The sequence below is a fragment of the Halomonas sp. GD1P12 genome, from assembly GCF_025725645.1.
In the GTDB taxonomy this organism is placed as follows: domain Bacteria; phylum Pseudomonadota; class Gammaproteobacteria; order Pseudomonadales; family Halomonadaceae; genus Vreelandella.
On record NZ_CP107007.1, the window covers coordinates 2,889,112 to 2,914,164 of the forward strand.

The 25,053-nt window shown below is 59.5% G+C and carries 26 protein-coding genes; 11 read left to right on the plus strand and 15 right to left on the minus strand.

The window, feature by feature from the left end:
* Positions 1-17 precede the first annotated feature (17 nt).
* The 4 genes from OCT39_RS13200 to gabT all read left to right on the plus strand — a co-directional run bounded on the left by OCT39_RS13200 (position 18) and on the right by gabT (position 4,590).
* The gene (locus OCT39_RS13200; protein ID WP_263584924.1) at positions 18-1,232 is read left to right on the plus strand and encodes a CaiB/BaiF CoA transferase family protein; all 1,215 of its coding nucleotides are present in this window, start codon (positions 18-20) and stop codon (positions 1,230-1,232) included.
* Between the two features lie 273 nt (positions 1,233-1,505).
* Positions 1,506-2,315, plus strand: coding sequence for an EAL domain-containing protein (locus OCT39_RS13205; protein WP_263584925.1), 810 nt, complete (start codon positions 1,506-1,508; stop codon positions 2,313-2,315).
* Positions 2,308-3,234 carry a diguanylate cyclase gene (locus OCT39_RS13210; RefSeq protein WP_263584926.1) on the plus strand — a complete coding sequence of 309 codons (927 nt, stop codon included), beginning with the start codon at positions 2,308-2,310 and terminating at the stop codon, positions 3,232-3,234. The genes OCT39_RS13205 and OCT39_RS13210 overlap by 8 nt, the downstream gene beginning before the upstream one ends.
* Positions 3,235-3,312: 78 nt before the next feature.
* Positions 3,313-4,590 (plus strand): 4-aminobutyrate--2-oxoglutarate transaminase, encoded by a 1,278-nt coding sequence (gene gabT, locus OCT39_RS13215; RefSeq protein ID WP_263584927.1) that lies wholly within the window; start codon positions 3,313-3,315, stop codon positions 4,588-4,590.
* Positions 4,591-4,659: 69 nt separating this feature from the next.
* Here the strand turns inward: gabT and OCT39_RS13220 are convergent, their stop codons facing one another.
* From OCT39_RS13220 to OCT39_RS13250, 7 genes are all read right to left on the minus strand, one after another.
* Positions 4,660-5,964, minus strand: coding sequence for a TRAP transporter large permease (locus OCT39_RS13220; protein ID WP_263584928.1), 1,305 nt, complete (start codon positions 5,962-5,964; stop codon positions 4,660-4,662).
* Between the two features lie 22 nt (positions 5,965-5,986).
* A complete protein-coding gene (locus tag OCT39_RS13225; protein WP_263584929.1) occupies positions 5,987-6,499 on the minus strand; it encodes a TRAP transporter small permease in 513 nt (170 codons plus the stop codon).
* A complete protein-coding gene (locus tag OCT39_RS13230; RefSeq protein WP_263584930.1) occupies positions 6,496-7,512 on the minus strand; it encodes a TRAP transporter substrate-binding protein in 1,017 nt (338 codons plus the stop codon). Before OCT39_RS13230 ends, OCT39_RS13225 begins: the two co-directional genes overlap by 4 nt.
* A gap of 274 nt (positions 7,513-7,786) precedes the next feature.
* On the minus strand, positions 7,787-8,038 hold the full coding sequence (locus OCT39_RS13235; RefSeq protein WP_252106825.1) for a YkoF family thiamine/hydroxymethylpyrimidine-binding protein: 252 nt from the start codon (positions 8,036-8,038) through the stop codon (positions 7,787-7,789).
* A gap of 35 nt (positions 8,039-8,073) precedes the next feature.
* Positions 8,074-8,865 (minus strand): alpha/beta fold hydrolase, encoded by a 792-nt coding sequence (locus OCT39_RS13240; RefSeq protein WP_263584931.1) that lies wholly within the window; start codon positions 8,863-8,865, stop codon positions 8,074-8,076.
* A 116-nt stretch (positions 8,866-8,981) separates the two neighbouring features.
* The gene (gene dinB / locus OCT39_RS13245) at positions 8,982-10,028 is read right to left on the minus strand and encodes a DNA polymerase IV (RefSeq protein WP_263584932.1); all 1,047 of its coding nucleotides are present in this window, start codon (positions 10,026-10,028) and stop codon (positions 8,982-8,984) included.
* Between the two features lie 111 nt (positions 10,029-10,139).
* Positions 10,140-11,600, minus strand: a complete 1,461-nt coding sequence (locus tag OCT39_RS13250; protein ID WP_263584933.1) for a protein adenylyltransferase SelO — start codon at positions 11,598-11,600, stop codon at positions 10,140-10,142.
* A 70-nt stretch (positions 11,601-11,670) separates the two neighbouring features.
* Here OCT39_RS13250 and OCT39_RS13255 point away from each other — a divergent pair, with 70 nt between their 5' ends.
* Positions 11,671-12,294 (plus strand): DNA-3-methyladenine glycosylase, encoded by a 624-nt coding sequence (locus OCT39_RS13255; protein WP_263584934.1) that lies wholly within the window; start codon positions 11,671-11,673, stop codon positions 12,292-12,294.
* Here the strand turns inward: OCT39_RS13255 and OCT39_RS13260 are convergent.
* Positions 12,291-13,139 (minus strand): NAD-dependent protein deacetylase, encoded by an 849-nt coding sequence (locus OCT39_RS13260; RefSeq protein ID WP_412031144.1) that lies wholly within the window; start codon positions 13,137-13,139, stop codon positions 12,291-12,293. The genes OCT39_RS13255 and OCT39_RS13260 overlap by 4 nt on opposite strands.
* A gap of 106 nt (positions 13,140-13,245) precedes the next feature.
* On the opposite strand from OCT39_RS13260, the gene OCT39_RS13265 reads away from it, so the two are divergent.
* Both OCT39_RS13265 and OCT39_RS13270 read left to right on the plus strand, forming a co-directional pair.
* The gene (locus tag OCT39_RS13265) at positions 13,246-14,418 is read left to right on the plus strand and encodes a UbiH/UbiF/VisC/COQ6 family ubiquinone biosynthesis hydroxylase (protein WP_263584936.1); all 1,173 of its coding nucleotides are present in this window, start codon (positions 13,246-13,248) and stop codon (positions 14,416-14,418) included.
* 60 nt (positions 14,419-14,478) lie between these two features.
* Positions 14,479-14,898 carry a hypothetical protein gene (locus OCT39_RS13270; RefSeq protein ID WP_263584937.1) on the plus strand — a complete coding sequence of 140 codons (420 nt, stop codon included), beginning with the start codon at positions 14,479-14,481 and terminating at the stop codon, positions 14,896-14,898.
* Between the two features lie 18 nt (positions 14,899-14,916).
* On the opposite strand, the gene OCT39_RS13275 is transcribed toward OCT39_RS13270, so the two are convergent.
* Positions 14,917-15,876 carry a ribonuclease Z gene (locus OCT39_RS13275; RefSeq protein ID WP_263584938.1) on the minus strand — a complete coding sequence of 320 codons (960 nt, stop codon included), beginning with the start codon at positions 15,874-15,876 and terminating at the stop codon, positions 14,917-14,919.
* 363 nt (positions 15,877-16,239) lie between these two features.
* Here OCT39_RS13275 and OCT39_RS13280 point away from each other — a divergent pair.
* Positions 16,240-17,360 (plus strand): IS3 family transposase gene (locus OCT39_RS13280; RefSeq protein WP_263584723.1). Its coding sequence is split into 2 segments (ribosomal slippage): positions 16,240-16,498 and positions 16,498-17,360, totalling 1,122 coding nucleotides; the frame shifts between segments, so codons are not numbered across the junction.
* Here the strand turns inward: OCT39_RS13280 and OCT39_RS13285 are convergent.
* Positions 17,334-17,621 (minus strand): hypothetical protein, encoded by a 288-nt coding sequence (locus tag OCT39_RS13285; RefSeq protein ID WP_263584939.1) that lies wholly within the window; start codon positions 17,619-17,621, stop codon positions 17,334-17,336. The two genes, OCT39_RS13280 and OCT39_RS13285, sit on opposite strands and share 27 nt — an antisense overlap.
* A gap of 238 nt (positions 17,622-17,859) precedes the next feature.
* On the opposite strand from OCT39_RS13285, the gene OCT39_RS13290 reads away from it, so the two are divergent.
* Together OCT39_RS13290 and OCT39_RS13295 are read left to right on the plus strand one after the other, a co-directional pair.
* A complete protein-coding gene (locus OCT39_RS13290; protein WP_311960225.1) occupies positions 17,860-18,993 on the plus strand; it encodes an E22 family MetX-like putative esterase in 1,134 nt (377 codons plus the stop codon).
* Between the two features lie 167 nt (positions 18,994-19,160).
* Complete coding sequence (locus OCT39_RS13295; RefSeq protein ID WP_263584940.1) at positions 19,161-20,288, plus strand: glycerol dehydrogenase; 1,128 nt, start codon at positions 19,161-19,163, stop codon at positions 20,286-20,288.
* A 78-nt stretch (positions 20,289-20,366) separates the two neighbouring features.
* On the opposite strand, the gene OCT39_RS13300 is transcribed toward OCT39_RS13295, so the two are convergent.
* From OCT39_RS13300 to OCT39_RS13320, 5 genes are all read right to left on the minus strand, one after another.
* On the minus strand, positions 20,367-21,020 hold the full coding sequence (locus tag OCT39_RS13300; protein WP_263584941.1) for a DsbA family oxidoreductase: 654 nt from the start codon (positions 21,018-21,020) through the stop codon (positions 20,367-20,369).
* A gap of 91 nt (positions 21,021-21,111) precedes the next feature.
* Complete coding sequence (locus tag OCT39_RS13305) at positions 21,112-21,528, minus strand: lysozyme inhibitor LprI family protein (protein WP_263584942.1); 417 nt, start codon at positions 21,526-21,528, stop codon at positions 21,112-21,114.
* Between the two features lie 168 nt (positions 21,529-21,696).
* Positions 21,697-22,098, minus strand: coding sequence for a hypothetical protein (locus tag OCT39_RS13310; protein ID WP_263584943.1), 402 nt, complete (start codon positions 22,096-22,098; stop codon positions 21,697-21,699).
* Between the two features lie 77 nt (positions 22,099-22,175).
* Positions 22,176-22,679 (minus strand): hypothetical protein, encoded by a 504-nt coding sequence (locus tag OCT39_RS13315; RefSeq protein WP_263584944.1) that lies wholly within the window; start codon positions 22,677-22,679, stop codon positions 22,176-22,178.
* A 1,136-nt stretch (positions 22,680-23,815) separates the two neighbouring features.
* Positions 23,816-24,181 carry a winged helix-turn-helix transcriptional regulator gene (locus tag OCT39_RS13320; RefSeq protein WP_263584945.1) on the minus strand — a complete coding sequence of 122 codons (366 nt, stop codon included), beginning with the start codon at positions 24,179-24,181 and terminating at the stop codon, positions 23,816-23,818.
* A gap of 93 nt (positions 24,182-24,274) precedes the next feature.
* Between OCT39_RS13320 and OCT39_RS13325 the strand changes: the two genes are divergently transcribed.
* Positions 24,275-25,009, plus strand: a complete 735-nt coding sequence (locus tag OCT39_RS13325; RefSeq protein WP_263584946.1) for an SDR family NAD(P)-dependent oxidoreductase — start codon at positions 24,275-24,277, stop codon at positions 25,007-25,009.
* The last annotated feature ends 44 nt before the right edge of the window (positions 25,010-25,053 follow it).

A 25,053-nucleotide genomic window follows, 5' to 3' on the forward strand; every position in this document is an offset into this window, starting at 1 on the left:
CCGCGCAAGGAGTTGTTATGAGCGATGCGCCCACCCCGCTCAAAGGCGTCAAAGTGCTCGATCTCTCCCGCGTGCTCGCCGGCCCCTGGTGCGGGCAGACGCTGGCCGATCTGGGCGCCGACGTCATCAAGGTAGAACGCCCCGGCAAGGGCGACGATACCCGTCACTGGGGGCCGCCCTGGCTCGGTGACAGTTTTGAATCCGCCTACTATCTGTGCGCCAACCGCGGCAAGCGCTCGGTGACGGTGGACATGGCAGCCCCCGAAGGCCAGGCCCTGATCAAAACCCTGTCCAGGGGCGCCGATGTCGTCGTGGAGAACTTCAAGGTGGGCGGGCTCAAGCGCTACGGGCTCGATTTCGAGAGCCTGAAAGCGCTCAACCCGGGGTTGATCTACTGCTCGATCACCGGCTTTGGTCAGCAAAGCCCCTACGCTCACCGCGCCGGCTACGATTTCATGATCCAGGCGATGGGCGGATTGATGAGCCTGACCGGTCAACCGGACGAGGTACCCGGCGGCGGACCGGTCAAGGTGGGCGTGGCGATCACCGACCTGTTCACCGGCCTCTACGCTACCAATGCCATTCTCGCCGCGCTTTACGCCCGCCGTGACTCAGGCCAGGGCTGCCATATCGATCTTTCGCTGATGGACGTTCAGGTCGGGGTGCTGGCCAACCAGGCGACCAACTACCTGACCTCGGGCCGCGTGCCCGAGCGCCTGGGCAACGCCCATCCCAATATCGTGCCCTACCAGGCCTTCGCCACTTTGGATGGCCATATCATCGTCGCGGTGGGCAACGACGAGCAGTTCAAGCGCTTTTGTCAGGTGATCGAGCAGCCCGGCCTTTGTGATGATCCGCGCTTTGCCACCAACGGCGCCCGGGTAGCCAACCGCGAGGAGTTGGTGCCGCTTTTAGAGGCCACGCTTGCGCTGCGCTCGATCGACGAGTGGCTGGCGGCGCTGGAAGCGGTGGGCGTGCCCTGCGGGCCGATCAACACCCTCGACCGGGTATTCGAGGATGCCCACGTCAAGGCTCGCGGACTCAGAAAGACCTTTGCTCACCCTCAGGCCGGCAGCGTCGACCTGGTCGCCAATCCGGTGCGTATCGATGGCCGCTCGGCCACGGCGCCTACCGCGCCGCCACTTCTGGGGCAGCACACCGACGACGTGCTCGAAGAGATCGGTATTACCCGACAGCAGCGCGAAGCGCTCAAACGAGCAGGCATTATTTAGCCCCGCCGCTCACCGCCATCACAATCTAACGATTCCTCCATTTAACGATTCCCCTTGTTCAACGCCCGCTTCGGGCGTTTTTTTGCTTTAACGTGAGCAAATATCGATTTTTTGAACAATTGTTAACTAAACGTTAAAAGCATAACGCCGGACATGTACGGACTCCAGCACTGCTACTAAACTACCAGCATCTAAGCTTAAAACACTAGATATACGGCGCGTCACGAGCGCGCTCAAAAAATCAAGAAACCAAGGGTTTGTGGAGGGTTTTTCATGGGTAACTGCGCTCGCGTACAGGGGCACTGTAATCGGTGCGAAGGAGAGCTTCCGTTCGAGTTCACCATGGCGTTCCAGCCGATCGTGGATATTTCCAAAGCGCAGGTCATCGCTTTTGAGGCGTTGGTGCGCGGTGTGAACGGAGAGTCGGCCTACAGCATTCTCTCGAAAGTCACCGACGATCTACTCTACCGCTTTGATCAGGCCTGCCGCGTCCGAGCGATCGAAATGGCCAGCGCGCTGAACATGCCGACCAGTCTTTCCATCAACTTTCTCCCCAATGCGGTTTACGAGCCCCGTGCCTGCATTCAGGCAACGCTCGAAGTATCGCGGCGTGTAGGCTGGCCGGCCAATCGACTGATCTTTGAAATCACCGAAACCGAGCGCGTCAAGGATCGCCAGCATCTCTCCGATATCATCGACGCCTACCGCAGCATGGGCTTTGAAACCGCGCTCGACGACTTCGGCAACGGCTTCGCCAATCTCGATCTTCTTACCGAGCTTGCCCCCAACAAGCTGAAAATCGATCGCGAGATCGTCATGCACTGCGATAGCGACCCGCGCCGCCAGGCGATTTTGAAGTCGGTCATTACGCTGGGGCGCGAACTCGGCACGACCCTGATCGCCGAAGGCATCGAAACCGAAGCCGAAGCGCTGTGGCTCGCCCGCGCTGGCATTATGCGTCAGCAGGGCTATTTTTATGCTAAACCCGCCATCAACTCACTGGGTGAAGACCTTTCATCGCGCCTGGAGGCGCTTCGCGCCAAGGCGCACTCAAGTTCGATACCCGAGACAGCGAATGCTTGATCTTTCGACCGACCAACTACAAGAAACGGTCAAACGCTCCAAACGCAACGCCTGGAGCGTTCTTAACAGTGCCCCCATCGGCATCTGTGTCACCAACCCACAGGGCCATTTCGAGCTGGTCAATCCCGCCTTCTGTGCGTTTTACGGCTACGCTCAGGAAGAGCTGATCGGCCAGCACTTTATCATGCTGCTCTCGCCGGAAAACCACTCGTTCGCCTGTACCCAGCATACCGAGTTTCTGGGCGGCACGGAGACGATCCAGGCGCGCCAGGAGTGGACGGTTTACTGCAAAAACGGCGAGCGGCGCACCGTGTTGACGGAGGCCGCCAAGGTCGAAAGCGACGACGATCAACAGTACAAGGTCACCTTCGTCATCGACATCACCGAGCGCAAGAAGCTCGAAGAGCGCCTGCAGGAAGCCAACAGTCGGCTCGATCACCTGGCCTGTCACGACGAGCTGACGGGGCTTTTAAATCGTCGCGCGGGTCTTTGCCAGCTCGAAGAGGAGCTCAAGCGCTGCCGGCGCTACGGCGGCGAACTCAGCGTCGTGCTGTTCGATCTGGATAGTTTCAAATCGATCAACGACACCTATGGTCACGCTACCGGCGATACCGCACTCGCCGAGGTCACGGCAGCGATCGCCCACGCTCTGCGCGACACCGACCTGCAGGTGCGCCTGGGCGGCGAAGAGTTTCTCATCATCATGCCGGAAACCGGTAGTGACGAGGCGCACGTTGCCGCCGAGCGCCTGCGCGCGATCATCGAGGAGCGCCGCTTCACGCCCCACCAGTTGTCGATCACGCTCTCCGCCGGCGTCGCCAGCACGCCCGCCACCTCTGCCGAGCAGCTCATCGAGCGCGGCGACCAGGCCATGTACCAGGCCAAAGCCAGTGGGCGCAACCAGGTAAGCCTTGCCTAAGAACGTGTAAATAACGCCACTTGCGTACTATGCTGTCCTCACACCCGTTATTTTTGCTCAACGCCAGAGGACCCCGCCATGACGAGTAATGCCGAGCTTAACGCGCTAAAGCAGAAATACGTCGCCGCCGGCGCCGCAAGCCCCGCCACCGCCTTTGCCGCCCGCGCTGAAAACGCCGAAATCTGGGATGCCGACGGTAACCGCTTCATCGATTTTGCCGGCGGCATCGGCGTACTCAACATCGGCCACCGCCACCCGAAAGTGGTCGCCGCGGTCAAGGATCAGCTCGACAAGGTCATGCACACCTGCCAGACCGTGATGCCTTATGAAGGCTACGTGAAGGTCGCCGAAAAGCTCAGCCACGTTGTGCCGGTGCGCGGCCACGCCAAGGTGATGCTCGCCAACTCCGGCGCCGAGGCGCTCGAAAACGCGGTCAAGATCGCCCGCGCGGCGACCCAGCGTGACAACGTGATCTGCTTCGACGGCGGCTATCACGGCCGTACCTTCTTTACCATGGCAATGAACGGTAAGGTCGCGCCCTACCAGACCGATTTCGGCCCGATGCCCGGCACCGTCTTCCGCGCCCCTTACCCGGTGCCCTCCCACGGTATCAGCGAAGAGGAAGCGATCCGCGGGCTGATGATGACGCTCAAGACCGACGCCGGCCCGACCAATACCGCCGCCATCGTGCTCGAACCGGTGCTCGGGGAAGGCGGCTTCTATCCCGCCCCCGCCTCGTTCTTGAAGCGCGTGCGCGATATCTGTGACGAGCTCGGCATTCTCATGATCGTCGACGAAGTGCAGTCAGGCTTCGGCCGTACCGGCAAGCTGTTCGCCATCGAACACAGCGGCGTCGAGCCGGACATCATGACCATGGCGAAAAGCATGGCCGACGGCATGCCGATTTCGGCCATCGTCGGTACCGACAAGATCATGGACTCTTCCGGCCCCAACTCGCTTGGAGGCACCTACACCGGCAGCCCCACCGCCTGCGCCGCGGCGCTTGCCGTACTCGAGGTGTTCGAGGAAGAGAACATTCTGGAGAAGAGCCGGGCACTGGGTGACAAACTCGCCCAGCGCTTCGGCCAGTGGCAGGAAAAATTCGACTGCGTCGCCCACCCGCGCAACATGGGCGCGATGGCCGCTTTCGAGCTGGTATCCAATAAAGCCGACGGCGCCCCCAACCCGGACCTGGCCGGCGCGCTGTGCAAAAAAGCCCGCGAAAAGGGGCTGATCCTGCTCTCCTGCGGCCTCTACGGCAACACCATCCGCTTTTTGATGCCGGTCACCATCGACGACGCGGTGCTCAACGAAGGCCTCGACATCATCGAGTCCTGCCTGGAATCGCTAACCTGAACGTTGGCTCGATGAAAAAGAACGCCGCCCCTTGAGGCGGCGTTTTTGTTTTGTGACTTACACCGGGGCTCAACCGGTCATATAGCGCGGCAGCCACAGCGCGAGTTCCGGCCAGACACTGATGATCACCGCTGCCAGACACATGAGAAGGAAAAACGGCAGCGACGCCAGCGCTACGCGGCCGATACTTTCGCCGGTCAAGCTCTGCAACACGAAGAGATTGAAGCCGACCGGCGGCGTGATCTGACCAAGCTCGATCATGATGATCAAAAAGATGCCGAACCAGATCGGATCGAAGCCGGCCAGCAGCACGATCGGCAGCGTAATGGGCAGGCTCATGACCGTGATCGAAATCCCATCCAGAAAGAGCCCCAGCGCGATATAGAAAATCGCCAGCGCCACCAGAAGCATCGTGGGGCTGAAGTTCTGCGCCGCAATCCAGCTTGCAAGCTCGCGCGGCAGGTGCAGATAGCCCATCGCCGTAGAGAGCAGCGTCGCCGTGATCAGCAGGCTACACACCATGATCGAGGTGATCAGCGTGCCGCGAAACGCCTCAATCAGCATCGCGACGTTGATCTGGCGCTCAACGGCCAGCAGCACCAGCGTGGCAGCTACGCCCACCGCCGCCGCTTCGGAAGGCGTGGCGATACCGCTGTAGATCGAGCCGATCACGATCGCGATCAGTATCAAAATCGGTAGCAGCAGCAGAATCGACTGGCCGATGGACTGCGTATGCGCTACTTGTTTGGGCGCCAGGCCCGGCGACATCAGTGCCCGTGCGCCGATATAGCTGCTATAGAGTAGCGCGATCACAAGCCCTGGCACCACGCCGGCCATGAACAGCTGGCTGATCGACACCTCCGCCTGCACGCCGTAGACGATCATCACGATCGACGGCGGAATCAACAGCCCCAGGCTGCCCGCCCCCGCGAGTGAGCCGATCGAAAGGTTACGGTCGTAGCCGCGCGCCTTGAGCTCCTGGGTCGTGATCTTGCCGATGGTGGCGGTCGTGGCCGCGCTCGAGCCGCTTACCGCGGCAAACAGCGTGCAGCCCAACACGTTGGTGTGCAAAATACCGCCCGGCAGCCGACTGGTGATCGGCACCAATCCCTTGAAAAGGCGCTCCGACAGGTTGGAGCGAAAGATCAGCTCCCCCATCAGAATGAACAGCGGTATGGCAGAAAGCTCCCAACTGTTACTGGCGCGGTACAGCACCCGCGAAAAGATCAAGCCGATACGGTCGGCGCTGAAATCTCCGAAAAGCCATAGCGACCCGATGGACACCGCCAGCATCGAGGCGAAAATCCAGGTCCCCATGGAGAGGAAAAACACCAGCAACAGCGCCACGCCGACAGCCGTCCAGAAAATATCCATAAGTCGTTCCTGTTAGCCTGGCTTAAGCGGTAGGGGAGACGTAGCGCGAGCGCAGCAGCACGATTTTGAGCGCTCTCACCAGCAGCGTCAGCGAAATCAACCACATGCCGACAAGAATGGCGCTTTCCGGTAGCCAGATCGGCGTTTCGGCCAGGGTTTCGCTGACCACGCCGCGCTGGTAGCTACGCTGTACGTTCTGCAGCCAGAACGTGGAGAGCCAGAAAAAACAGCCGGCGGTGACCAGGCTGCTGAATAACTCCAGCGGCCACCTTGCAGGGCCGGGAACGCGATCCATCAACAGCGATACCCGAATCAGCCCGCCCTTCTCCAGCACGTAAGGCAGCCCCAAAAATGCCATGGTCGCCACGGCGTAGCCGATGTACTCATCCAGAATGAACGTCGAGCGGCCAAAAAGGCGCATCGCAATCTCGACGATGATATGGCCGAACATGTAAACGATGAGCGCCACCGCAATGGCGGCGCCTATCCGATTGAGAAATCTCGACGCCTTTTCGATGGCTTCGAAAACCCTCATTGCTGGCTCCGGAACTCGTCGAGAATCGTCTCGCCGGTCTCACCCGTGCTTTCGACCCAGTTCTCGACCACGCTGGTAGAGGCCTCGGACAGAGCGTCGGTCAGCGCCTGCGCCATCGGGTCGTTCACGATGACATCGTTGTCCGCCAGCGTCTGGTAGTTCTCTTCGGTGCGGGTTTCGACGGCGGCCCAGTTGTGCTGGTCGGTCAGGCGGGCGGCTTCGAGCACGGCCTGCTGCTGCTCTTCGCTAAAGGAGTCGAATACCGCCTTGTTCATGTGCACCATGTTGAGCGGAATCGCGTACTGAACGGCGGAGAAGTAGTTCTGGTGCTCCCAGAAGCTGCCATTGGCACCGGCTTCGGCGGAGGTCAGCACGGCACTGATACCGCCGGTAGCGAGCTGCGGTACGACATCACCCCAGGAGAGACTCACCGGTGCGGCGCCGACGTTTCTAAAGGTCTCGGTGCCGCTACGATCAAAGGTGCGGATTTTTAAATTTTGCAGGTCGTCGGCGCTTTGAATATCGTCTTTCGACCAGATCCCGCTTGGCGGCCAGGGTGAGGCGTAGAGCAGTACCTGGTCGTTGTCCGCGAACACTTCCTCGTAATAAGGCTTGGCAATATCGTAGAGCTGGCGGGCGTCTTCGATATCGCTGACCAGAAACGGCAGCGACGAAAGTAAAAAGATCGAGTCCACGCCGCTCATGGTGCCCGACAGCGTATCGGCGATGTCGACGGCACCATCGGCCACGGCATAGAAGTGGTCACCGGAGTTGAACCCCAGCGCCCCGCCAGTGTGCAGCGTGATGCTGATATCGCCGCCGGTCAGCTCGTTCACCTTGTCGATGAAGTAGGCATCGCCCTGGGCATGAATAGAGCTTGCGTTGTACTCGTTGGAGAAGTCCAAACTAAAGGACTGGGCGTACGCCTGGCCGCTAGCCAGGGCCAGCCCAAGAGCGGTGAGCAGGCTTTTACCGGCCGTGCGCCGGCGAAGGTATGGATTGAGCGCTTTCATGAGGAAGTTCCCTGCCGTTTTTATTGAAGGTCGCTTTCAATGTACCTTCCTCGACCGCTCATCCGCATTTGAAGGCGACGTAAAAGCGCCTGGATGCGACACCTGGCCCAGTAGCGAATGAAGTATCATTCACTTTCAACGCTAACTTAACCAACTGATTGATCTGAATAAATACTCAGAATACCTCGACCGCCCACAACGAATTATTCGGTGCAGAAACGACAATGCCGCGGCGGGCGCGGCATCGTCGATCGAAGCGGTTGATAACTAACGGCTACTCCCGCGGCCGGCGATCTCCTTCCAGAAAGTTGGCGGTGAACACCGCTTTGCCGTGGGTCTCGAAGGACCACTTCATGACCTCAGTCAGCGCGTTCATCACCGTGTCGAACTCACCGAATACCTGGGTACTCATGCGGTTGGCGTGCACCTCGAGGCCGGTGGCTTCCAGGCGCTTGACCACCTCCTTGACCACGGGTTTGAAGTCGTCGGTCAGCGGGTAGTAGCTTAGCTGTACGGAAAGGTACATGGCGTGCCTCCTTGATGGGTCTCGTGAGCTGTAGCTTAGGGCGCAAGCCGTTGCCAGGCGTTGATGATCGCCGCGCGGGTCTCGTCCGGGTGCTCCATCGGGAACATGTGCCCGCCGGGTACGCGGCTTACGCGCAGGCCCTTGCGGGTGAGTCGCGCGATACGGCCCGGCGTTAAAAGATCCGAGCGGTCGCCGGCAACGATCTCCACCGGCACCCGGATTTTGGTCAGTTTCGACGACAGGTGGTCCGGCAGGTTGCGAAAGATCGCCACTTCCACTCGCGGCTCGAATACCAGCTCCGCTTGGCCGTCGTCGCGAAGCGTCGTGCCTGTTTCAACATAGTCGTTGAGCGCCTCTGTGGTAAAGCCGCGAAAGATGCCGCGGCGGCCCAGCGAGTGGGCCATCGCTTCGCGGCTTGGCCAGACGCTGCGCCGCCCCTTGGTTTTGCCCGCCGGGGTAATACGATCGACGAAGCCAAAGCGCTTGGCCGCTTTCATCGCCCAGGCATCCATGCCCAGCATCAACGGCGGGTCGAGCATGACCACCCCAAAAAAGCGCTCGGGTTCGCGCAACGCCGCCATGGCCATGAGCGTGCCGCCCAAAGAGTGTCCGACGCCAAACACTTTTCGGTGGGTGGGCAGATAATGCAGCAGCTCGTCGACCAGGTTGCCCCAGTTGCGGTTTACCGGATAGCGCGGGTGGTGACCCACCCGGTCGATGGGGCCAAGCTCGAAGTGCTCGGCAAGCGGCGCCAAAAGGCTTCGGTAGCTGGCGCCGGTAAAGCCGTTGGCGTGGGCAAATACCAGCAAAGGGCGGGAGGGCGTCATGGGCGGCTCAAGGTGGAGGAGAATAGAAGGTAAGCGCAGCCCTTTAGGCCGCCAGCGTTCATACACCTGTTTTAATCGCTGCCCGTGCCGGCGTCAATGCGCCGAAAGGGGAAGTTTCAAAAGAGCGAGAGCTGGGTATCAGGCGCGCCGTCGGCCAAGCGGTACCCCACGCCCAGCAGGCGTACCGGGCGGCTTTTGCGGGCCCAACCAACGTTCAAAAGCGTTTCGAACTGGGCCATGTCCGGGGCCGGGTCGGCATGTTCGACGGTGGTTTGGGTAAAGTCGTTGAATTTCACCTTGACCATCAGCCCTTTCACCGCCGGCGGTGGGTCGAGCCGGGCATAGCGCCGCTCCAGGTCCTGCAGGAGTTCGGGAAGTTCGCCCCGGCACGCCTCGAGTGTCGGCAGATCCTGAGAGTAGGTCTGTTCGGTGCTGATCGACTTGCGTTCGCGATGGGTCTTCACCGGGCGCTCATCAAAGCCCCGGCTCAGCTCATGCAGGCGCTTGCCGAAGCGGCCAAAGTGTTCGATCAGCTCGGTCAGCGGGCGCGCTTGCAGATCGAGGCAGGTGTGGATATCCAGACTCGCCATTTTCTCGGCGGTGCGCGGGCCCACGCCGTGAATCTTCTTGACCGGGAGCTGCTCGACGAAGCGCTCGACCTCCCCTGGGGCGATGACAAAAAGGCCGTCGGGCTTGTTCCAGTCGCTGGCGATCTTGGCCAGAAACTTATTCGGTGCGACCCCGGCGGATACGGTGATCCCCACGTCCTTTTGCACCCGCTCGCGAATGGCCTGGGCCATCAACGTGGCGCTGCCCTTGAACTGCGTCACCTCGGAAACGTCCAGATACGCTTCGTCCAGCGATAGCGGCTCGATCAGCTCGGTCATCTCGCGGTAAATGGCAAAAACCTGCCGGGCGACCTCCTTGTATTTGGGCATGTCGCCGCGCACGATCGTCAGGTGCGGGCAGCGCTTGAGCGCCTGCCCCATGGGCATCGCCGAGTGGATGCCGTACTCGCGTGCCGGGTAGTTGCAGGTCGCCACCACCCCTCGCTGCTCGACGCTGCCGCCAATGGCGATGGGAATGTCCGTCAGCGCCGGGTTGTCGCGCATTTCAACCGCCGCGTAAAAGCAGTCGCAGTCACAGTGAATAATCTTGCGCACGGGCTCCCTGCTTGGCTCACCGTCGAAAGGTTAGCGCCGGGCCGTTAAATGGTCCGCCGCTGTAAAAAATCACAGTGTAGCATAGCCTCGCGCGCCATAGCCTCGCGCGCTTTAGGTGCCACAGAAGGTGCGCAGTACCGCCTGGCTGTCGGTGGCCGGCGCGGCCAGCCGACGCGCCTCGACGGACTCATCGAACGGCGCACTCACCACGCTCAACAGCGTATGAAACGGCGCGAAATCGCCTTCGATCGCGGCGTCGATCACCTCTTTCACGCGATGATTGCGCGGAATCACGACCGGGTTGGCCCGGCGCATGGCGTCAAATCGCGTGGCATCATTTAGAAGCGGCGCCGCGCGCCACTGCTCGAGCCACGCATCGAGCGCTTCGGGCTGATGGGAAAGCGCCAGCAGCGCCTCGCGACGTTGCGTCTCGAAACTGTCGGCGTAGTGGGTCAGCGCATCGAAGGTGGCGGTCATGTCCATGCGCCCCTGATGCATCACTGTCTCGAGTGCGTCCATCAGCGTGTCGGCGGTATCACCGCCATTCTCGGCGAGCCCGAGTTTGGCGATGCGAAGCGCCTGCCGGGTTTTATCGAAGTGCGCCTCGAAGCCGCGAATCACTTCGACCGCCAGCGCCACGCCCTCCTCGCCCTGCACGTTCATCAGCGGCAGTAAGGTTTCGGCAAAGCGGGCCAGATTCCACTGGGCGACCGCCGGCTGGTTGTTGAAGGCGTAGCGCCCGCCCTCGTCGATCGAGCTGAACACCTTGCGCGGGTCGAACTGCTCCATGAAGGCGCAGGGGCCGTAATCAATGGTTTCGCCACTGATGCTGGTGTTATCAGTGTTCATCACGCCGTGGATGAAGCCCAGGCTCATCCAGCGCGCCACGAGCTCGGCCTGGCGGCGAGTGACACACTCCAGAAGCGCCAGATACGGATCATCCTGTTCGCGCGCCTCGGGGTAGTGGCGCGCAATGACGTAGTCCGCCAGCGCACGGGTAGTCTCCTCACCGTGGCGAGCGGCGAACTGGAAGGTGCCCACGCGCACGTGGCTCGAAGCCACGCGGGTGAACACCGCGCCGGGCTCCGGCATCTGGCGCGCTACGCGCTCGCCGCTGGCCACCGCCGCCAGCGCCCGTGTGGTGGGCACGCCCACCGCGGCCATGAACTCGCTGACCAGATATTCACGCAGCACTGGCCCCAGCGGCGAGCGCCCGTCGCCACCACGCGAGAACGGCGTGCGCCCGCTGCCCTTGAGCTGAATATCGAAACGTCGACCCTCGGCGTCCACCACGTCGCCCAGCAGCAGCGCGCGGCCATCGCCGAGCTGCGGTACGAAGTTGCCGAACTGGTGGCCGGCGTAGCCAAGCGCCATGGGCTTCGCGCCGTCGGGAATCGTGTTGCCGCTGAACCACTGGGCGAGCGTATCGTCGTCAGGCACGTCGCTTGCGCCGAGTTTTCGGGCCAGCGCCTCGTTGAAGGCGATCAGCGCCGGGGCGCACACACCGGAAGGCTCGCAGGCGAGCCACAGCGGTTCAGGGAGCCGGGTATAGTCATGCTCGAATGTCAGCACTGGAGCCTCCGCTTTCAATAGTGTCGTTGGGCTAATACCCTAGCACCTGACTCAAGTTTATGGCGATATTATGGCGCTTTCCGATTCTGCAGACGTTGCACCCTTCTCCACGCCCCTGCCCCGCGGTTTTTACGACCGCGACACCCTGGAGGTCGCCCAGGACCTACTGGGCTGCCAGCTGGTGCGCCGCGTGGAAGGCGAGCTAATCGCCGCGACCATCGTGGAAACCGAGGCCTATCGGGGGGCAACGGACTCCGCCTGCCACGCCCACCGGCGCAAGACGCCGCGCACCGAGGCGATGTTCGGCCCGCCCGGCCACGCCTACGTCTATCTGGTGTACGGCATGCATTGGCTGTTGAACATCGTTACCCAGCCGGAAGGCAACCCCTGCGCGGTGCTGGTACGCGCCGTCGAGCCCTGCCTGAACGAGGACGCCATGCGACGGGCGCGCGTGGCGCGAAATCGCGAGCTTTCCAACGGCCCGGGCAAGCTCACCCGGGCGCTTTCGATCGACAAGGCCCTGTACGGCGAGGACATGACCCGCGCAGACAAGCTCTGGGTCGCCCAGGGCCCCACCTCACAGCGCGTCGCGACCGGCCCGCGCGTGGGCATCGACTACGCCTCGCCTGCCGATCGCGACGCGCCCTGGCGGCTCTGGATCGCAGACAACCCGTGGGTTTCCAAAGCGCGCTAGGACGCGCGATCAAGATACTCAAGCGCGTGAGCCAGCACCGGCGTCAGCGGCGCCCGCCACTGGTGAGAAAGCAGCGGATCGGCGCGAGTTACGCCCAGCGACAGCGACGCCACCGGCAGGCCCTTGGCGTGCGCCTCGCGGCAAAACCGGTAGCCGGAGAACACCATCAGCGAGGTGCCCACCGCCAATACGGCGCTTGAGCGCGCAAGCGCCGCTTCGGCTTCTAGCCGGCGCGCTTTCGGCACCACGTCACCGTAGTAGACGACATCAGGCTTCATGACGCCGCGACAGCGCGGGCAGTCGTAAACGCGAAAACTCGAGAAGTCGGTTTCCAGATCCGCGTCGCCGTCCGGGGCGTGGGCCGCGTCCATGGCGGCGAAGCGCGGGTTCATGCGCGCCATTTCCGCGTGCATGGCGTAGCGCATCATCGAGTAGCCGCAGCGCATGCAGCTGACCGTATCGGCGCGGCCATGCAGGTCGACCACCCGTTTGGATCCCGCGCGCTGGTGAAGCCGGTCGACGTTCTGCGTCACCAGCATTTCGACGAAACCGCGCGCCTCGAGCTCAGCCAGCACCCGGTGAGAGCCGCCCACCTGAGCGCTACCCAGCGCCTTGAAGCCGATCAGGGCGCGGGCCCAGTAGCGCCTTCGCACGTGAAGGTTGCCCATGAAGTCAGCGTGCTGCACCGGCGGTGAGCACTTCCACTGGCCGTTGGCGTCGCGGTAATCGGGAATGCCGCTATCGGTGCTGACCCCGGCCCCGGTAATGATGAAAAGGCGCGGATGGCCAGCGATGAACGCCGCCAGCTCCTCGCCCGCCTGCTCGATATCGGTTGGATTTTTTATCTGCGTCAATACGCCACCTCAAAAAACCGGTTAACATCCCAACGATACGGTAAGACATCGGGCGAGCCCATAACGTGCCCTCCCCCGGCGGAGAAAGGAGCCTCTCATGCAGCAGGATCACGACATCATCATCATTGGCGGCGGCATGGTCGGGGCGGCGCTGGCCGCGCGGCTGGGCAAGAGTGGGCGCCGCGTGGCACTGATCGAGCGAGGCGCGCCGCCCAAGGCGGCCGAAGGCGATTATGACCTGCGCATCTCCTCGCTCAACAAGCGCTCGCTCGAGTTCATCGAGGCAAGCGGCGCCCAGCTCCCCCTGGAGCGCACCGCCGCGTTTCGCCATATCGAGGTGTGGAACCAGGAAGGCACCGGGCATAGCCTCTTTTCGGCCAGGGACAGCGACCTGGAGCAGTTTGGGCTTTTCATCGAGAACATAGCGCTTCAGCACGCGCTTTGGCAGCGGCTTGAAAACATGCCGAGTGTGACGCTCTACACCGGCACTACCCTGGTCGCCACCCTTGCCAGCGGCTGCGGGCGCACAGTGGAGCTCGATAACGGCAAAACCCTGAGCGCCGAGCTGGTGGTCGGCGCTGACGGCGCGAATTCCAGGCTCCGGGAGCTGGCCGGCATCGACATCGCCACCCACGACTACCGCCAGCGCGCGATGATCATCAACGTCGAAACCGCGCTCCCCCAGCAAGATGTGAGCTGGCAGTGCTTCACGCCCACCGGGCCGCTGGCCATGCTGCCGCTGCCCGGCCACCGCGCCTCACTCGTGTGGTACGACGAACCCAACGCCATTCAGGCGCGCGAGGCGCTGGACGACGACGCGCTGATGGACGCCATTGAAGCGGCGTTTCCCAAACGCCTGGGCAGCATTACTCGCGTGGTGGCCCGCGCAAGCTTCCCCATCAAGCGCCAGCACGCCCGAAGCTATACCGCCAAGCGCCTGGCGCTGATGGGCGACGCCGCCCACGTGGTGCACCCGCTGGCGGGCCAGGGGCTGAATATCGGCCTGCACGACGCCGACACCCTGGCCGAGCAAATTCTCAAGCACGTTGATGCCGGCGACGCCTCCGCGCTTCAACACTACGAGTGGCACCGGCGCCTCGCCAATCAGGCGATGATCGCCGCCACCGACGGTTTTCATCACCTGTTCACCGGCGCCAAACCGCTGCGCCAGCTCGGCGACCTGAGCCTGCACCTGGCCGAGCGCCTGCCGCTGGCCAAGCGTCTGATGATGCGCCAGGCCAACGGGCTGAATCCGTTCAAGATTTGGTAAACCGTGCGCCAACGGGTAACCGTTGGCCGCTTCTTCTCTTGATAAATGGTGGTACTCATCATGTTCAAAAGAGCCCTGGCGTTGAGCGCCACGATACTCATCAGCGGGTGTAGTCAGGAAAACACGACGGCGGCAGCCGTGGAGCCCGCTTCCAATAGCGCGGCGCAGGAGAGTGCGCCCCATCAGATGACGGATCAATGGATTGGCCGTTGGGACGGCGTGGAAGGGTTGGTCCTGGAGATCCGCCACGAGGATTCCGCCAACCCAGGCAGTTACCTGCTCGACATGCAGTACGGTCTGGATGCGGATCAGCACGGCACCTTCGAAGGACAGGCAACCGCAGAAGGCATCCGCTTTACCCGTGAAGACGGTGAGCAGCTGCTGCGCCAGGCGGATGGCGAAGCGACCGGATTGAAATGGCTGGCGGATAAGGAAAACTGCCTGGTCGTACAACCTGGCGAAGGCTACTGCCGTAACTGAACGGCGCGATGAAGCGGGTCACTCATCCGCCACTTCACGAAAATGACCCGATTTATCCAGAGTAAATTCCAGAAAGTCGCGCGCCAGGTAAAGCGTGCCCGAGTACACGCGCTCGGCCTCCTCGCGGATCTCCTCGATCGACGACGACGGCTCGGCGCGCGACTGATAGCGCGGGCTGAAGTGCGTCAGCACCAGATACGGTAGCCCTGCGGCCTCGGCGAATCCGGCCACCTGCCCTGCATAGCTGTGGCGCACCACGGCGGCTTTCTCGGCCATCGCGCCGGTGTAGGTGGCTTCGTGCACCAGTACCTGGGCGCCTTCGCAGGCGCTGGCCAAAAGCTCCGGGCGGTCGTTATCACCGGCCACGACGATTTTGCAGGGCAGTTGATCGAGCCTGAGAAAGTCCTCGCCCTTCAACGTCTCGCCCTGCCACTCGACCTCCTCGCCTTTACTGAGCTGCCCCCACAGCGGGCCGCGCGGCACGCCGCGTGTGATCAGTTTTTCGGTATCGAGCGCAGGCAGAGGCTTTTCGGTAAAGCGGTAGGCGAAGGAATCCACCCCATGGGAAAGGCGCGTCGTGGCGACCGTCAGCGCGTCGAATTCGACCTCGGGAAGCGTCTCAGTGAAGATGAACGTCATCTCGAACGACAGCCGAAGCTGGGTAGCCTCACAGGTGGCCATGATCCACGTCTTGATCGCCTGCGGGGCGATGATCGTCAGCGTCTCGGTACGCCCGTTCATCGACGCGCTCGCGAGCAACCCCGGAAGCCCATAGCAGTGATCGCCGTGCACGTGGGTAATCAAAACCGCGCGCAGCCCATGAAGTGACAGCGGCGTATGCAGAAGCTGATGCTGAGTCGCCTCGCCGCAGTCGATCAAATACCAGCCCTTGCCGGTGCGCTCGCGAAGCGCCAGCCCGGAAAAGTTGCGCGCTTTAGTGGGCGTACCGGCGGAGGTGCCGAGAAACAGAAGGTTCATATTTACGTTGAAACTCCGGTACAACCTCGCTCTAGCGGTTGTCAAATAGGATAAATTCTACCTGCTTTTCAAATCGAAAATTTATCTATTATTCGCACCCTGCTTCCCGAACGCAGGTTTTAAATCAGCGGAGATACTATCTTCGATTAGCTGTAGAACTCTGTTGGACTCATCATACTCTAGTATTCGCACTTGATATTCACCCTTGAACCATTCATAAAGGTGCAGCGAATATGTACTTGGTGGACAACTGACCAAATGCTGGCTTAACCTTCTTTGCAAATTTCTTGTAGAAGCGACGTCACCCCCTGATTGAGTAGCGCTACACTTTAGAGTCCGATCCTATGCGTAAGGAGATTGGACATGAAGAAGCGTTTCAGCGAAGAACAGATCATCGGTTTTCTGGGCGAAGCCGAAGCAGGACTGCCCATCAAGGAGCTATGCCGTCGGCACGGTTTCTCAGAAGCCAGTTACTATCTATGGCGCAGCAAGTTTGGCGGCATGAGCGTCCCCGATGCCAAACGACTCAAAGAACTCGAAGCCGAAAATGGGCGCTTGAAAAAGCTGCTCGCGGAGTCGCTACTGGAAATGGAGGTCACTCGGGAGGCGCTGAGAAAAAAGTGGTGAGTGCCCCGGCACGCCGAGACGTGGTGCGCTTTATGGTGTCACGTGGTCTGAGTGAACGCCGAGCGCTCCGTATCATCCATATGAGTGCCAGTGCATTGCGCTATCAATCGGCCCCTGACCGCAATGGGGCATTGCGTGAACGCATTACGGCCCTGGCCCATCGGCATCGTCGCTATGGCGCTGGCATGATCTACCTGAAGCTGCGTCAAGCCGGTGAACGGGTCAATCATAAGCGCGTCGAACGCCTCTACGCGGCGGCTCGATTGCAGGTAAAGCGCCGCAAGCGCAAGAAGGTTCCTGCGTCTGAGCGAAAGCCCCTTGGCCGTCCTTGTGCCGCCAACCAGGTCTGGTCAATGGATTTTGTATTTGACCGTACGGCAGAAGGACGCGTGATAAAGAACCTCACCGTTGTCGACGACGCCACCCATGAAGCCGTGGCGATCGTACCTGAACGGGCCATTGGCGGCCTGTCGTTAACACGGATTCTAGATCATCTGGCTATACAACGTGGCCTGCCAAGCGCCATTCGTACGGATAATGGAAAGGAGTTCTGCGGACGCGCCATGCTGACGTGGGCTCATCAGCATGGTGTCGCCCTGTTTTTAATCGAACCTGGAAAACCCAATCAAAACGCCTACATCGAATCGTTCAATGGGCGTTTTAGAGACGAATGTCTAAATGAGCACTGGTTCACCAGCCTGAATCACGCGAGGATCATCATCGAGGCGTGGCGACGGGAATACAACGAAGAAAGACCGAAGAAAGGGCTTGGAGGGTTAACGCCTTCCGCCTATGCCGAGCAACTGGTGTTAAAACACGATAAAGTAACTTCAGACTCTAAACCCGGGTGCTACTGAAGATGGGGTGACGTCGGAAGAGCCTACATAAAGAATGTTCGAGGGATGGTTAATCTTGCAGCATGCTTTGGTTTTAGTCTGTTTAAATGTCTTGAACGCTTCAAAGGTTTCAGCCGCGTTACCGCCCACCTCACTGATAATATAAATACCTTTATCAACCGCTGGCATTTCTTCAGTACTGGAAATTAAGATATCTTTCTTGGGCATAGCAAGTTTGGCCTGCTTGCAATCTTTAATCATTGAATCTAAATATTGCGTCATCCTTGGCCTCACAATCATTATAAAAAATTAATTAATTAAAAATTATACAAGAATACAGCACATAGCTGACTCCTGGATAGCTAGCCTCGTCCAATAAAAGGTTTTTACTCAAGCGCTACAAAACCCGACTATGCTGAGAAAACCGCTTTTGATATCTCACAACAATCACAACAACATATAAGGAACTTCCATGCCGCGCCTGCACCGATACACCCTGATGATAGCGAGCCTTGCCCTTATGACCGCGACGCCTCTTTTTGCCTTCGACGGTTTGGTCGATAAACAGACCTTCGAAATCGAGAACTTTACGACCCAAAGCGGCGAGACGATCCCGGAGGTGAGAGTCGGCTGGGAGGCCTACGGCGAGCTCAACGAGGCGCGCGATAACGTCATCCTTATCACGCATTTTTTCTCCGGCACCAGCCACGCCGCCGGCCGCTACGCGGAAAGCGACGTGCTGCCCGGCTACTGGGACGCCATCATCGGCCCGGGCAAGCCGCTGGATACCGACCGTTTTTATATCATCTCCTCCGACACGCTGGTCAATCTCAACGCCCATGACCCGAATGTGATCACGACCGGTCCGGCCACGATCAACCCGGAGACGAATGAGCCTTGGGGCCTGGCGTTCCCGGTAGTGACGATTCGCGACTTCGTCGAGGTGCAGCGGGCACTGCTGGAGAGCCAGGGGATCGAGTCACTGTACGCGGTGATGGGCCCGTCCATGGGCGCGCTGCAGGCGATCGAGTGGGCAAGCGTCTACCCGGAGCGGGTCGAGCGGCTGGTGCCCGTGATCGGTAGCGGCGCCGCCGACCCGTGGCTGGTCGCCATGCTCGATACCTGGGCGGCGCCCATTCGCCTGGACGCGAACTGGAACGAAGGCGACTACTACGACGGCGAGCCGCCGCTTGAAGGGCTCAAGGCGGCGCTCAAGCTGATCACGCTCAACGCCAGCCACTGGCGCTGGGCGAACCGCACCTTCACCCGCGACTGGGCGGATGAAAACCGCGACCCGGCCGAAGAGCTAAACGCCCGCTACGCCATCGAGCAGACGCTGGACAACCTGGCCGCCGCTCGCGCCCACACCGCCGATGCCAATCATCTGCTGTACCTGGTGCGCGCCAACCAGACGTTCGAGGCCGGCGGCGCCTCCGCCGATGAGGGGCTTGCCAACATTCAGGCGCCCACGCTGATGCTCTATAGCGAAGACGATCAGGTCTTCTCCGCGGAAGGTGTGCGCCGCACCGCCGCGTTGATTCGCCAAGCGGGCAATGAAGTGACGCTGGAAACGCTTCAAGGCAATCAGGGCCATCTGGACGGCGTGCTCGCCATCGACCAGGCGAGCGACCTGCTGCGTGAGTTCCTGGAGTAACCTTTCTCGCCTCGCCACGCAATGCCCCGCCCGGTGCGGGGCATTTTATTGCCGCCGGTCATGGTAACGGTCGTTTCTTGTACGTTCGCTGAATCAATCCGAGCGTTTCAGCCCAGGCGCTGTCTACACTGGGCTAGCCACTCATTGATGCACAGGAGCGATCCGCCATGGAAGCGACCAACGAGAAAGTCTTCATCAGCCCCGCCCGCTACGTGCAGGGCGAAGGCGTTACGGCGCGTGCCGGGCACTACGTGGCCGCACTCGGCCAGAAAGCACTGCTGATCGCCGATGACGTCGTGTGGGATATCGCCGGCGAAGCGCTCAGCGAAAGCCTGCAGGGCGAAAACGTTAGCTTCGAGCGCGTGGTGTTCGAAGGCGAAGCCTCCACTCGCGAGATCGAGCGCATCGTCAAGCTTGGGCGCGAGCAAGGGGCCGACGTGGTGATCGGCTTTGGCGGCGGCAAGACGATCGACACCGCCAAGGGCGTGGCCGACGAGCTCAAGGCCGCCTGCGCCGTACTCCCCACCACCGCCTCCACCGACGCGCCGACCAGCGCCTTGTCGGTCATCTACAACGACGACGGTGAGTTTGAGTCCTACCGTTTTTTTGATAAGAACCCGAACCTGGTACTGGTGGATACCGGCATCATCTGCAAGGCGCCGCCGCGCTTTCTGGCCTCGGGCATTGCCGATGCGCTGGCCACCTGGGTCGAGGCACGCGCGGCGATTCGCGCCAACGCCAACAACATGGCCGGCGGCAAGGCCACGCTTCTGGGCGCGACCATTGGAGAGAAGTGCGAAGAGATCCTCTTCGAGCACGCCATGCTCGCCTACCAGGCCAACCAGGCGCAGATCGTCACGCCTTCGTTTGAAGCGGTGGTGGAAGCCAACACGCTACTCAGCGGGCTAGGCTTCGAAAGCGGGGGCCTGGCCGGGGCGCACGCCATCCATAACGGCTTCACCGCCCTGCACGGTGAGATTCACGAGCTGACACACGGCGAGAAGGTGGCGTTTGGCACCGTCGCCCAGCTGATTCTGGATCAAACGCCGCAAGCAGAGCTGGAAGAGTATCTGGATCTTTATCTGGCACTGGGCCTGCCGGTGACGCTCAAAGCGCTCAAACTCGAAGACGTCAGCGACGAGGATTTGTACCGCGTGGCAGAAGCGGCGCTAAAGGAAGGCGAATCGAGCCATAACCTGGCCTATCAACTCACGCCGCAACAGGTCGTCAGCGCCATCAAGGCGGTGGACGTGCATGCGCGGGCATTCATGGAGAAGGTGGGCCTGAGCGAGTAAGAACTTAAAAATCACGGACGCCACGTAAGTGGCGTTCTGCTCCTCGCCCGCTCGGCGCTTCTCAAAATCTACAGAGCATCAGCAGTTGGCGTTCTCTTGTGCCACCTGACGAAGCGCATCGACCAGCACCTCGGCGGGCTGGGCGCCGGAAATCAGGTAGCGGCCGTCGAGAATGAACCCCGGTACGGCGCTCACCCCTGCTTCCATGAACGTCTGCTCTGCCGCGCGAACCTCCTCCGCGTACTGATCAGAGCGGGCGATGGCCTCGGCAGTATCACCGTCAAGCCCCGCCTCAATCGCCTTTTCGCGTAGCACCTCTGGGTCTGACGGGTTTTTCGCCTCACCGAAGTAGGCATCGAATAGGGCCAATTGCAGAGGTGTTTCCCGGTTCTGCGTAGCCGCCCAAGCCAGCACCCGGTGGGCCGCAAACGTATTGTTCGCCCGCCGCTCGACGGCACCCCGGAAATTCAAGCCCAGCTCTTCGGCCACCGCCATGATCTCGCGCTGGGACTGCTCCATGGTGGCCGCATCCTTGCCGTATTTTTGGCACAGGTGCTCCAGAATCGGCTCGCCCTCGGGCGGCATGTCGCGGTTAAGCTCGAAGGGCTGCCAGTGAAGCTCGACCTCGATCTCGCCCTTCAGGGTTTCCAGCGCTTGTTCCAAACGCCGGTAGCCGATCGCGCACCACGGGCAGGCAACATCGGACACCAGGTCAATTCTCAACGTCTGCATTGGGGAACCCTCTCATTCGATCAAGCGGAAGAAAGCATGGTACGTGCCTATAGAAAGTAACGACAGTACCGTCATGTAACGAATCAAGGCGTTACTCGATGGCGGGTTCCGGTAACACCGGCGGCGTACTGTCCATATAGGTCAGGAAATCTTGCCAGAGGTCATGCGTTCGCTGTTTCGTTAACCGGGTACTGCACGTAATGCCCATGACGCCGCGAATGGTGCCGTCGCGCCACTGCGTATAGACAGCGCCGCAATGGGCCGCAGCATACGCCTGCCACTGCGTTTGAGCCGCCTGGATAGCCTCGACTAACTCCGGATCCGCCGCGTTATGTTCAACGCTCGTTTCCAGATAGTGGGCGAGTACCTCCTCGGCGGCCTCCAACTCGATAGCCGCGCACCGATTGGTCTCGAGCGTGTTCCTGATGTTATTGCAATCAAGCGCTTCGTCGTCAGCCACGGCGGACAGCGACAGCGTAGCAAGCACTATGAATAACCACTTTTTCATGTTTTCTCCAAACGCATCCGGTGCGGGCCAAGCAGGCACAGCTGCCATGTTCTCACACTCGACGTCAGGAAGATCATCTAACCGTTGAATGCCCTGCCCGCACATTTATGACCTGCATAGATGGTCAGCCCGGAACTCAGCTAAAATCAGCCCGGCAACATGTGCTTGTTATAGCCTGCGGCCAATTTTATTCATCTCTTCTGGGCATGGCGTGCTTTCCCCTGGCGTAAGAGTGACGTTGTATTGGGGCTGAAAATCTTGACCACTACTCCACATGGTCGTGTGTGTTTCAAAACCTGGTTTTACTACGCACCAATTCCAGAAAAACACGTTTGAGCCGTGAATCATCAGCGATTCAGTGCGCCACTCCTTTATTTCTGGAAAGCTCGCCTCGCCGCCATTACTGGTTTGATCACTCCTTCTCATCTGTTCAAAGCCATACGGGTAGGAGTTCGATATCAAAGTCACCCTGGCATCCTGAATGGGCTTTCCTTTCTCGTCGGTGACGAGGATTTCAGCCTCCGGCTGCAGCGTTTTGTTGACGGGATAAACAACGCAGCCTGATAGCAATAGAGTTATCGTTAGTATTCATGTTTGATTCGTTTTAAGCCAGATTCAGGTAAACCGTTGACATCATATTGATTTCTTTATACCTGCAGCCGGAAACGAACTGTTCCTGGCGCTTTGGGTGTGAAATCTGATTTTGACATATACATTAAGTTTGAGTCATTTAACTGTTTTAGATATTTATGATGCTTTGGCGTAACTTTTTTACCCATTACCTCTGAGAGCAAACTCATCTCTTTCCAGCGCTGAGTATAAGCTTCATAACTTTCATCATAAAGGATACGAAGTAGTTGCTCAGTAAATTCACCGTTTTCGTTTTTATGAAGTTCTTGCCCTATATCGACAGCTATTTTATGGATAGTTGTGATAACCTCATCATCTGTCTCCTTTTTATGAAATTCATTAGTAGCAAGCCAAAAGTACCATTGATATAAATCATTTAGCTTTAAGAAAAGCTCATATTCTGCTTTTTCAATTGCCTTCTGCTCTTCTGACTTTGTCTTTATTTTATGATTAATCAAGCCTCCAATCAGAGCCAGAAGAACTCCGCTTAAAAATCCTAGAGCTATACTCTGAATGTCCATTTTATTCCTAGGGTATAATGTCTATTCTCAATTGCCAGCAGAACGCGCCAGCGCTTTGGACGATCAACTGTAGCTTATTATTAGAGTCACGTTCACAGAGTGTTATACATAGGCTTCTTCTGATTCGGAACCTGACGAGAGAATTTCGAGAACGCCTCGTATTCGAGATATGCCACCCAGCCGAGACGCCGAAGGTCATTGGAGCTAGGATCGGCAGGATTACATTTTATAGGCATAGCGGCCACGAAAAGGCCAGAAGTCCATTCGTCGAAATTACCAAGCGCTTTGAATATAGTCCATCCACCGCTATGCCCATTTCGTCCACGAATCGAGTTCTGAAATTGGGACCACCTTTGGCTTAGCCCACCTTTCGATTTCGTCATGCCGACGTAAACCACGTCACGCCACCTGACAGCCGAACCCGCCAAATCTTGATCGGATATTGCGATGACATAAACACCAGGATACTCGCGCCCTACTATATCGAAACGATCACTCCATAAGGTCCAACGACTAAAACTTAGGACCGGAATTGATATTTCACGCATCCCTATTATCTCTAAAAATGATTATATGAAAGGCTGTATAATCTCAATAAACGCGTCCGTCTATTCATTGATTTTATGTAGCAAGCTCTTTTGACTCTACCTTATTATACCTATTGTGAGCAAAGCAAAATTTGGCCACATATCCAAAATTCGCTAGCCTGCGCATTTTGCCGGTTTCAATCATACGGACACTCGGTATTACGCATGCGGAGCCTTGGTTGGAAGGAGGTGTGGTCTCTCGACCAATAGATACGCAATCTCTCCGGTCCGACACACTCCACTGCGGCGTAAGCCCCGCGGCTTGCCCAACAGTAGTGATAGACACTCATGCATTGAATGAGGCGAGGTGCTTACGCAACCTGCGCTGGCAAGGGAATAGTTCAGCAGGTACGTGTAGTGGCGTTGCTATCCATGGCTTTTACCGCTTTGGGTTCGAAATTACCAACGTCGCTATGTGGCCGATTGGGTTTACGCTAGGCATTTTCGAGTAAGGCAAAACCGCCGTCATCGCTATCGCCAAGGTAGACGACCAGCGGGTTTGATTCACCACCTAACGTTGGCGAAGCGGCCGTTCAGCTAAACTATCGTCTACCGGCTGGCTTGGCGGCGGTCCATCGCTGCGGCAATGTCCTCTTCGTGCGCTTCACCCCAGTTGCAAAGCGGTTCCATGGCTCGCACCAGGCTTTCCCCGAAGGGCGTCAGCGAGTAGTCGACGCGCAGCGGGATCTCGCCATAATCGGTTCGCCGGACGATGCCGTCGGACTCCAGCTCTTTCAACTGCTGGATCAACATTTTGTCGCTCACCCCCCGAACGCTTCGCTTTAGCTCGCCGTAACGCGTCGGGCCCTTGTTTAAAAAGAACAGAATCAACGGTTTCCACTTCCCGGTCATCACGTGCAGCGTTGCATGCAGGCCGCAAATGAAACGTGGGTTTTCTGAGTTTTCTTTCGCCATAACCCTACTTACCAAAAGGTGCATACTTGAACATTTGTAAGCGGGTTATATATCGTTCAAGCGAATCGAGTCAACGCACACGGAAACCCCAACATGAATCGGCTAAACGGCAAAATCGCACTCATCACCGGTGGCGCTAGCGGCATCGGTTTGGCCTCGGCCCAGCGTCTCATCGAGGAAGGCGCCTTCGTCTTCATTGTCGGCCGGCGCCAGGACGTTCTCGACAGCGCGACGTCGACACTGGGCCACAACGCCCAGGGTCTCCAGGCGGATGTAACGAAGTCGGAGAATCTCGACCGTGTATTCGAGACAGTTCAGAAAGAGAAAGGCCACCTGGACATACTGGTGGCCAACGCGGGCGTCGGCGAGTTCGCACGCCTGGGGCAGATCACGCCCGAGCACTACGACTATATCTTCGACATCAACGTCAAAGGCACCCTCTTCACCGTTCAGAAGGCGCTGCCGCTGATGCAGAATGGCGGCTCTATCATCCTGACCGGCTCTACGGTGGGCAGCATGGGTACCCCGGCCATGAGCGTTTACAGCGCCTCCAAGGCGGCCGTGCGCAATTTGGCGCGCAGTTGGGCTCATGACCTCAGGGGAACGGGCATTCGCGTGAACGTAATGTCGCCTGGCCCCACCCAAACCGACAAGGTGATGGCACTGCTCCCTGCTGAGGCCGTGGGCGAGATGAAGCGGGCCATACCGCTTGAGCGACTGGGCGACCCCAGGGAAACCGCCGCCGTAGTGGCATTCCTGGCATCCGACGATAGCCGCTTCATGACAGGGAGCGAGGTGTTCGTTGACGGGGGCTACGCCCAGGTTTAGGGCCTGATGGGAAACGCGAGGCAATGCGCTATAAGCCGAAACGA

Coding starts and splice junctions, on each gene's coding strand:
- OCT39_RS13275 (WP_263584938.1), bottom strand. CDS start 15,876: ATGAACCTTCTGTTTCTCGGCACCTCCGCCGGTACGCCCACTAAAGCG.
- OCT39_RS13265 (WP_263584936.1), top strand. CDS start 13,246: ATGCAGCAGGATCACGACATCATCATCATTGGCGGCGGCATGGTCGGG.
- OCT39_RS13285 (WP_263584939.1), bottom strand. CDS start 17,621: ATGACGCAATATTTAGATTCAATGATTAAAGATTGCAAGCAGGCCAAA.
- OCT39_RS13300 (WP_263584941.1), bottom strand. CDS start 21,020: ATGCAGACGTTGAGAATTGACCTGGTGTCCGATGTTGCCTGCCCGTGG.
- OCT39_RS13220 (WP_263584928.1), bottom strand. CDS start 5,964: ATGGATATTTTCTGGACGGCTGTCGGCGTGGCGCTGTTGCTGGTGTTT.
- OCT39_RS13255 (WP_263584934.1), top strand. CDS start 11,671: ATGGCGCTTTCCGATTCTGCAGACGTTGCACCCTTCTCCACGCCCCTG.
- OCT39_RS13230 (WP_263584930.1), bottom strand. CDS start 7,512: ATGAAAGCGCTCAATCCATACCTTCGCCGGCGCACGGCCGGTAAAAGC.
- gabT (WP_263584927.1), top strand. CDS start 3,313: ATGACGAGTAATGCCGAGCTTAACGCGCTAAAGCAGAAATACGTCGCC.
- OCT39_RS13325 (WP_263584946.1), top strand. CDS start 24,275: ATGAATCGGCTAAACGGCAAAATCGCACTCATCACCGGTGGCGCTAGC.
- OCT39_RS13290 (WP_311960225.1), top strand. CDS start 17,860: ATGACCGCGACGCCTCTTTTTGCCTTCGACGGTTTGGTCGATAAACAG.
- OCT39_RS13295 (WP_263584940.1), top strand. CDS start 19,161: ATGGAAGCGACCAACGAGAAAGTCTTCATCAGCCCCGCCCGCTACGTG.
- OCT39_RS13240 (WP_263584931.1), bottom strand. CDS start 8,865: ATGACGCCCTCCCGCCCTTTGCTGGTATTTGCCCACGCCAACGGCTTT.
- OCT39_RS13305 (WP_263584942.1), bottom strand. CDS start 21,528: ATGAAAAAGTGGTTATTCATAGTGCTTGCTACGCTGTCGCTGTCCGCC.
- OCT39_RS13225 (WP_263584929.1), bottom strand. CDS start 6,499: ATGAGGGTTTTCGAAGCCATCGAAAAGGCGTCGAGATTTCTCAATCGG.
- OCT39_RS13200 (WP_263584924.1), top strand. CDS start 18: ATGAGCGATGCGCCCACCCCGCTCAAAGGCGTCAAAGTGCTCGATCTC.
- OCT39_RS13235 (WP_252106825.1), bottom strand. CDS start 8,038: ATGTACCTTTCCGTACAGCTAAGCTACTACCCGCTGACCGACGACTTC.
- OCT39_RS13320 (WP_263584945.1), bottom strand. CDS start 24,181: ATGGCGAAAGAAAACTCAGAAAACCCACGTTTCATTTGCGGCCTGCAT.
- OCT39_RS13205 (WP_263584925.1), top strand. CDS start 1,506: ATGGGTAACTGCGCTCGCGTACAGGGGCACTGTAATCGGTGCGAAGGA.
- OCT39_RS13270 (WP_263584937.1), top strand. CDS start 14,479: ATGTTCAAAAGAGCCCTGGCGTTGAGCGCCACGATACTCATCAGCGGG.
- OCT39_RS13315 (WP_263584944.1), bottom strand. CDS start 22,679: ATGGACATTCAGAGTATAGCTCTAGGATTTTTAAGCGGAGTTCTTCTG.
- OCT39_RS13210 (WP_263584926.1), top strand. CDS start 2,308: ATGCTTGATCTTTCGACCGACCAACTACAAGAAACGGTCAAACGCTCC.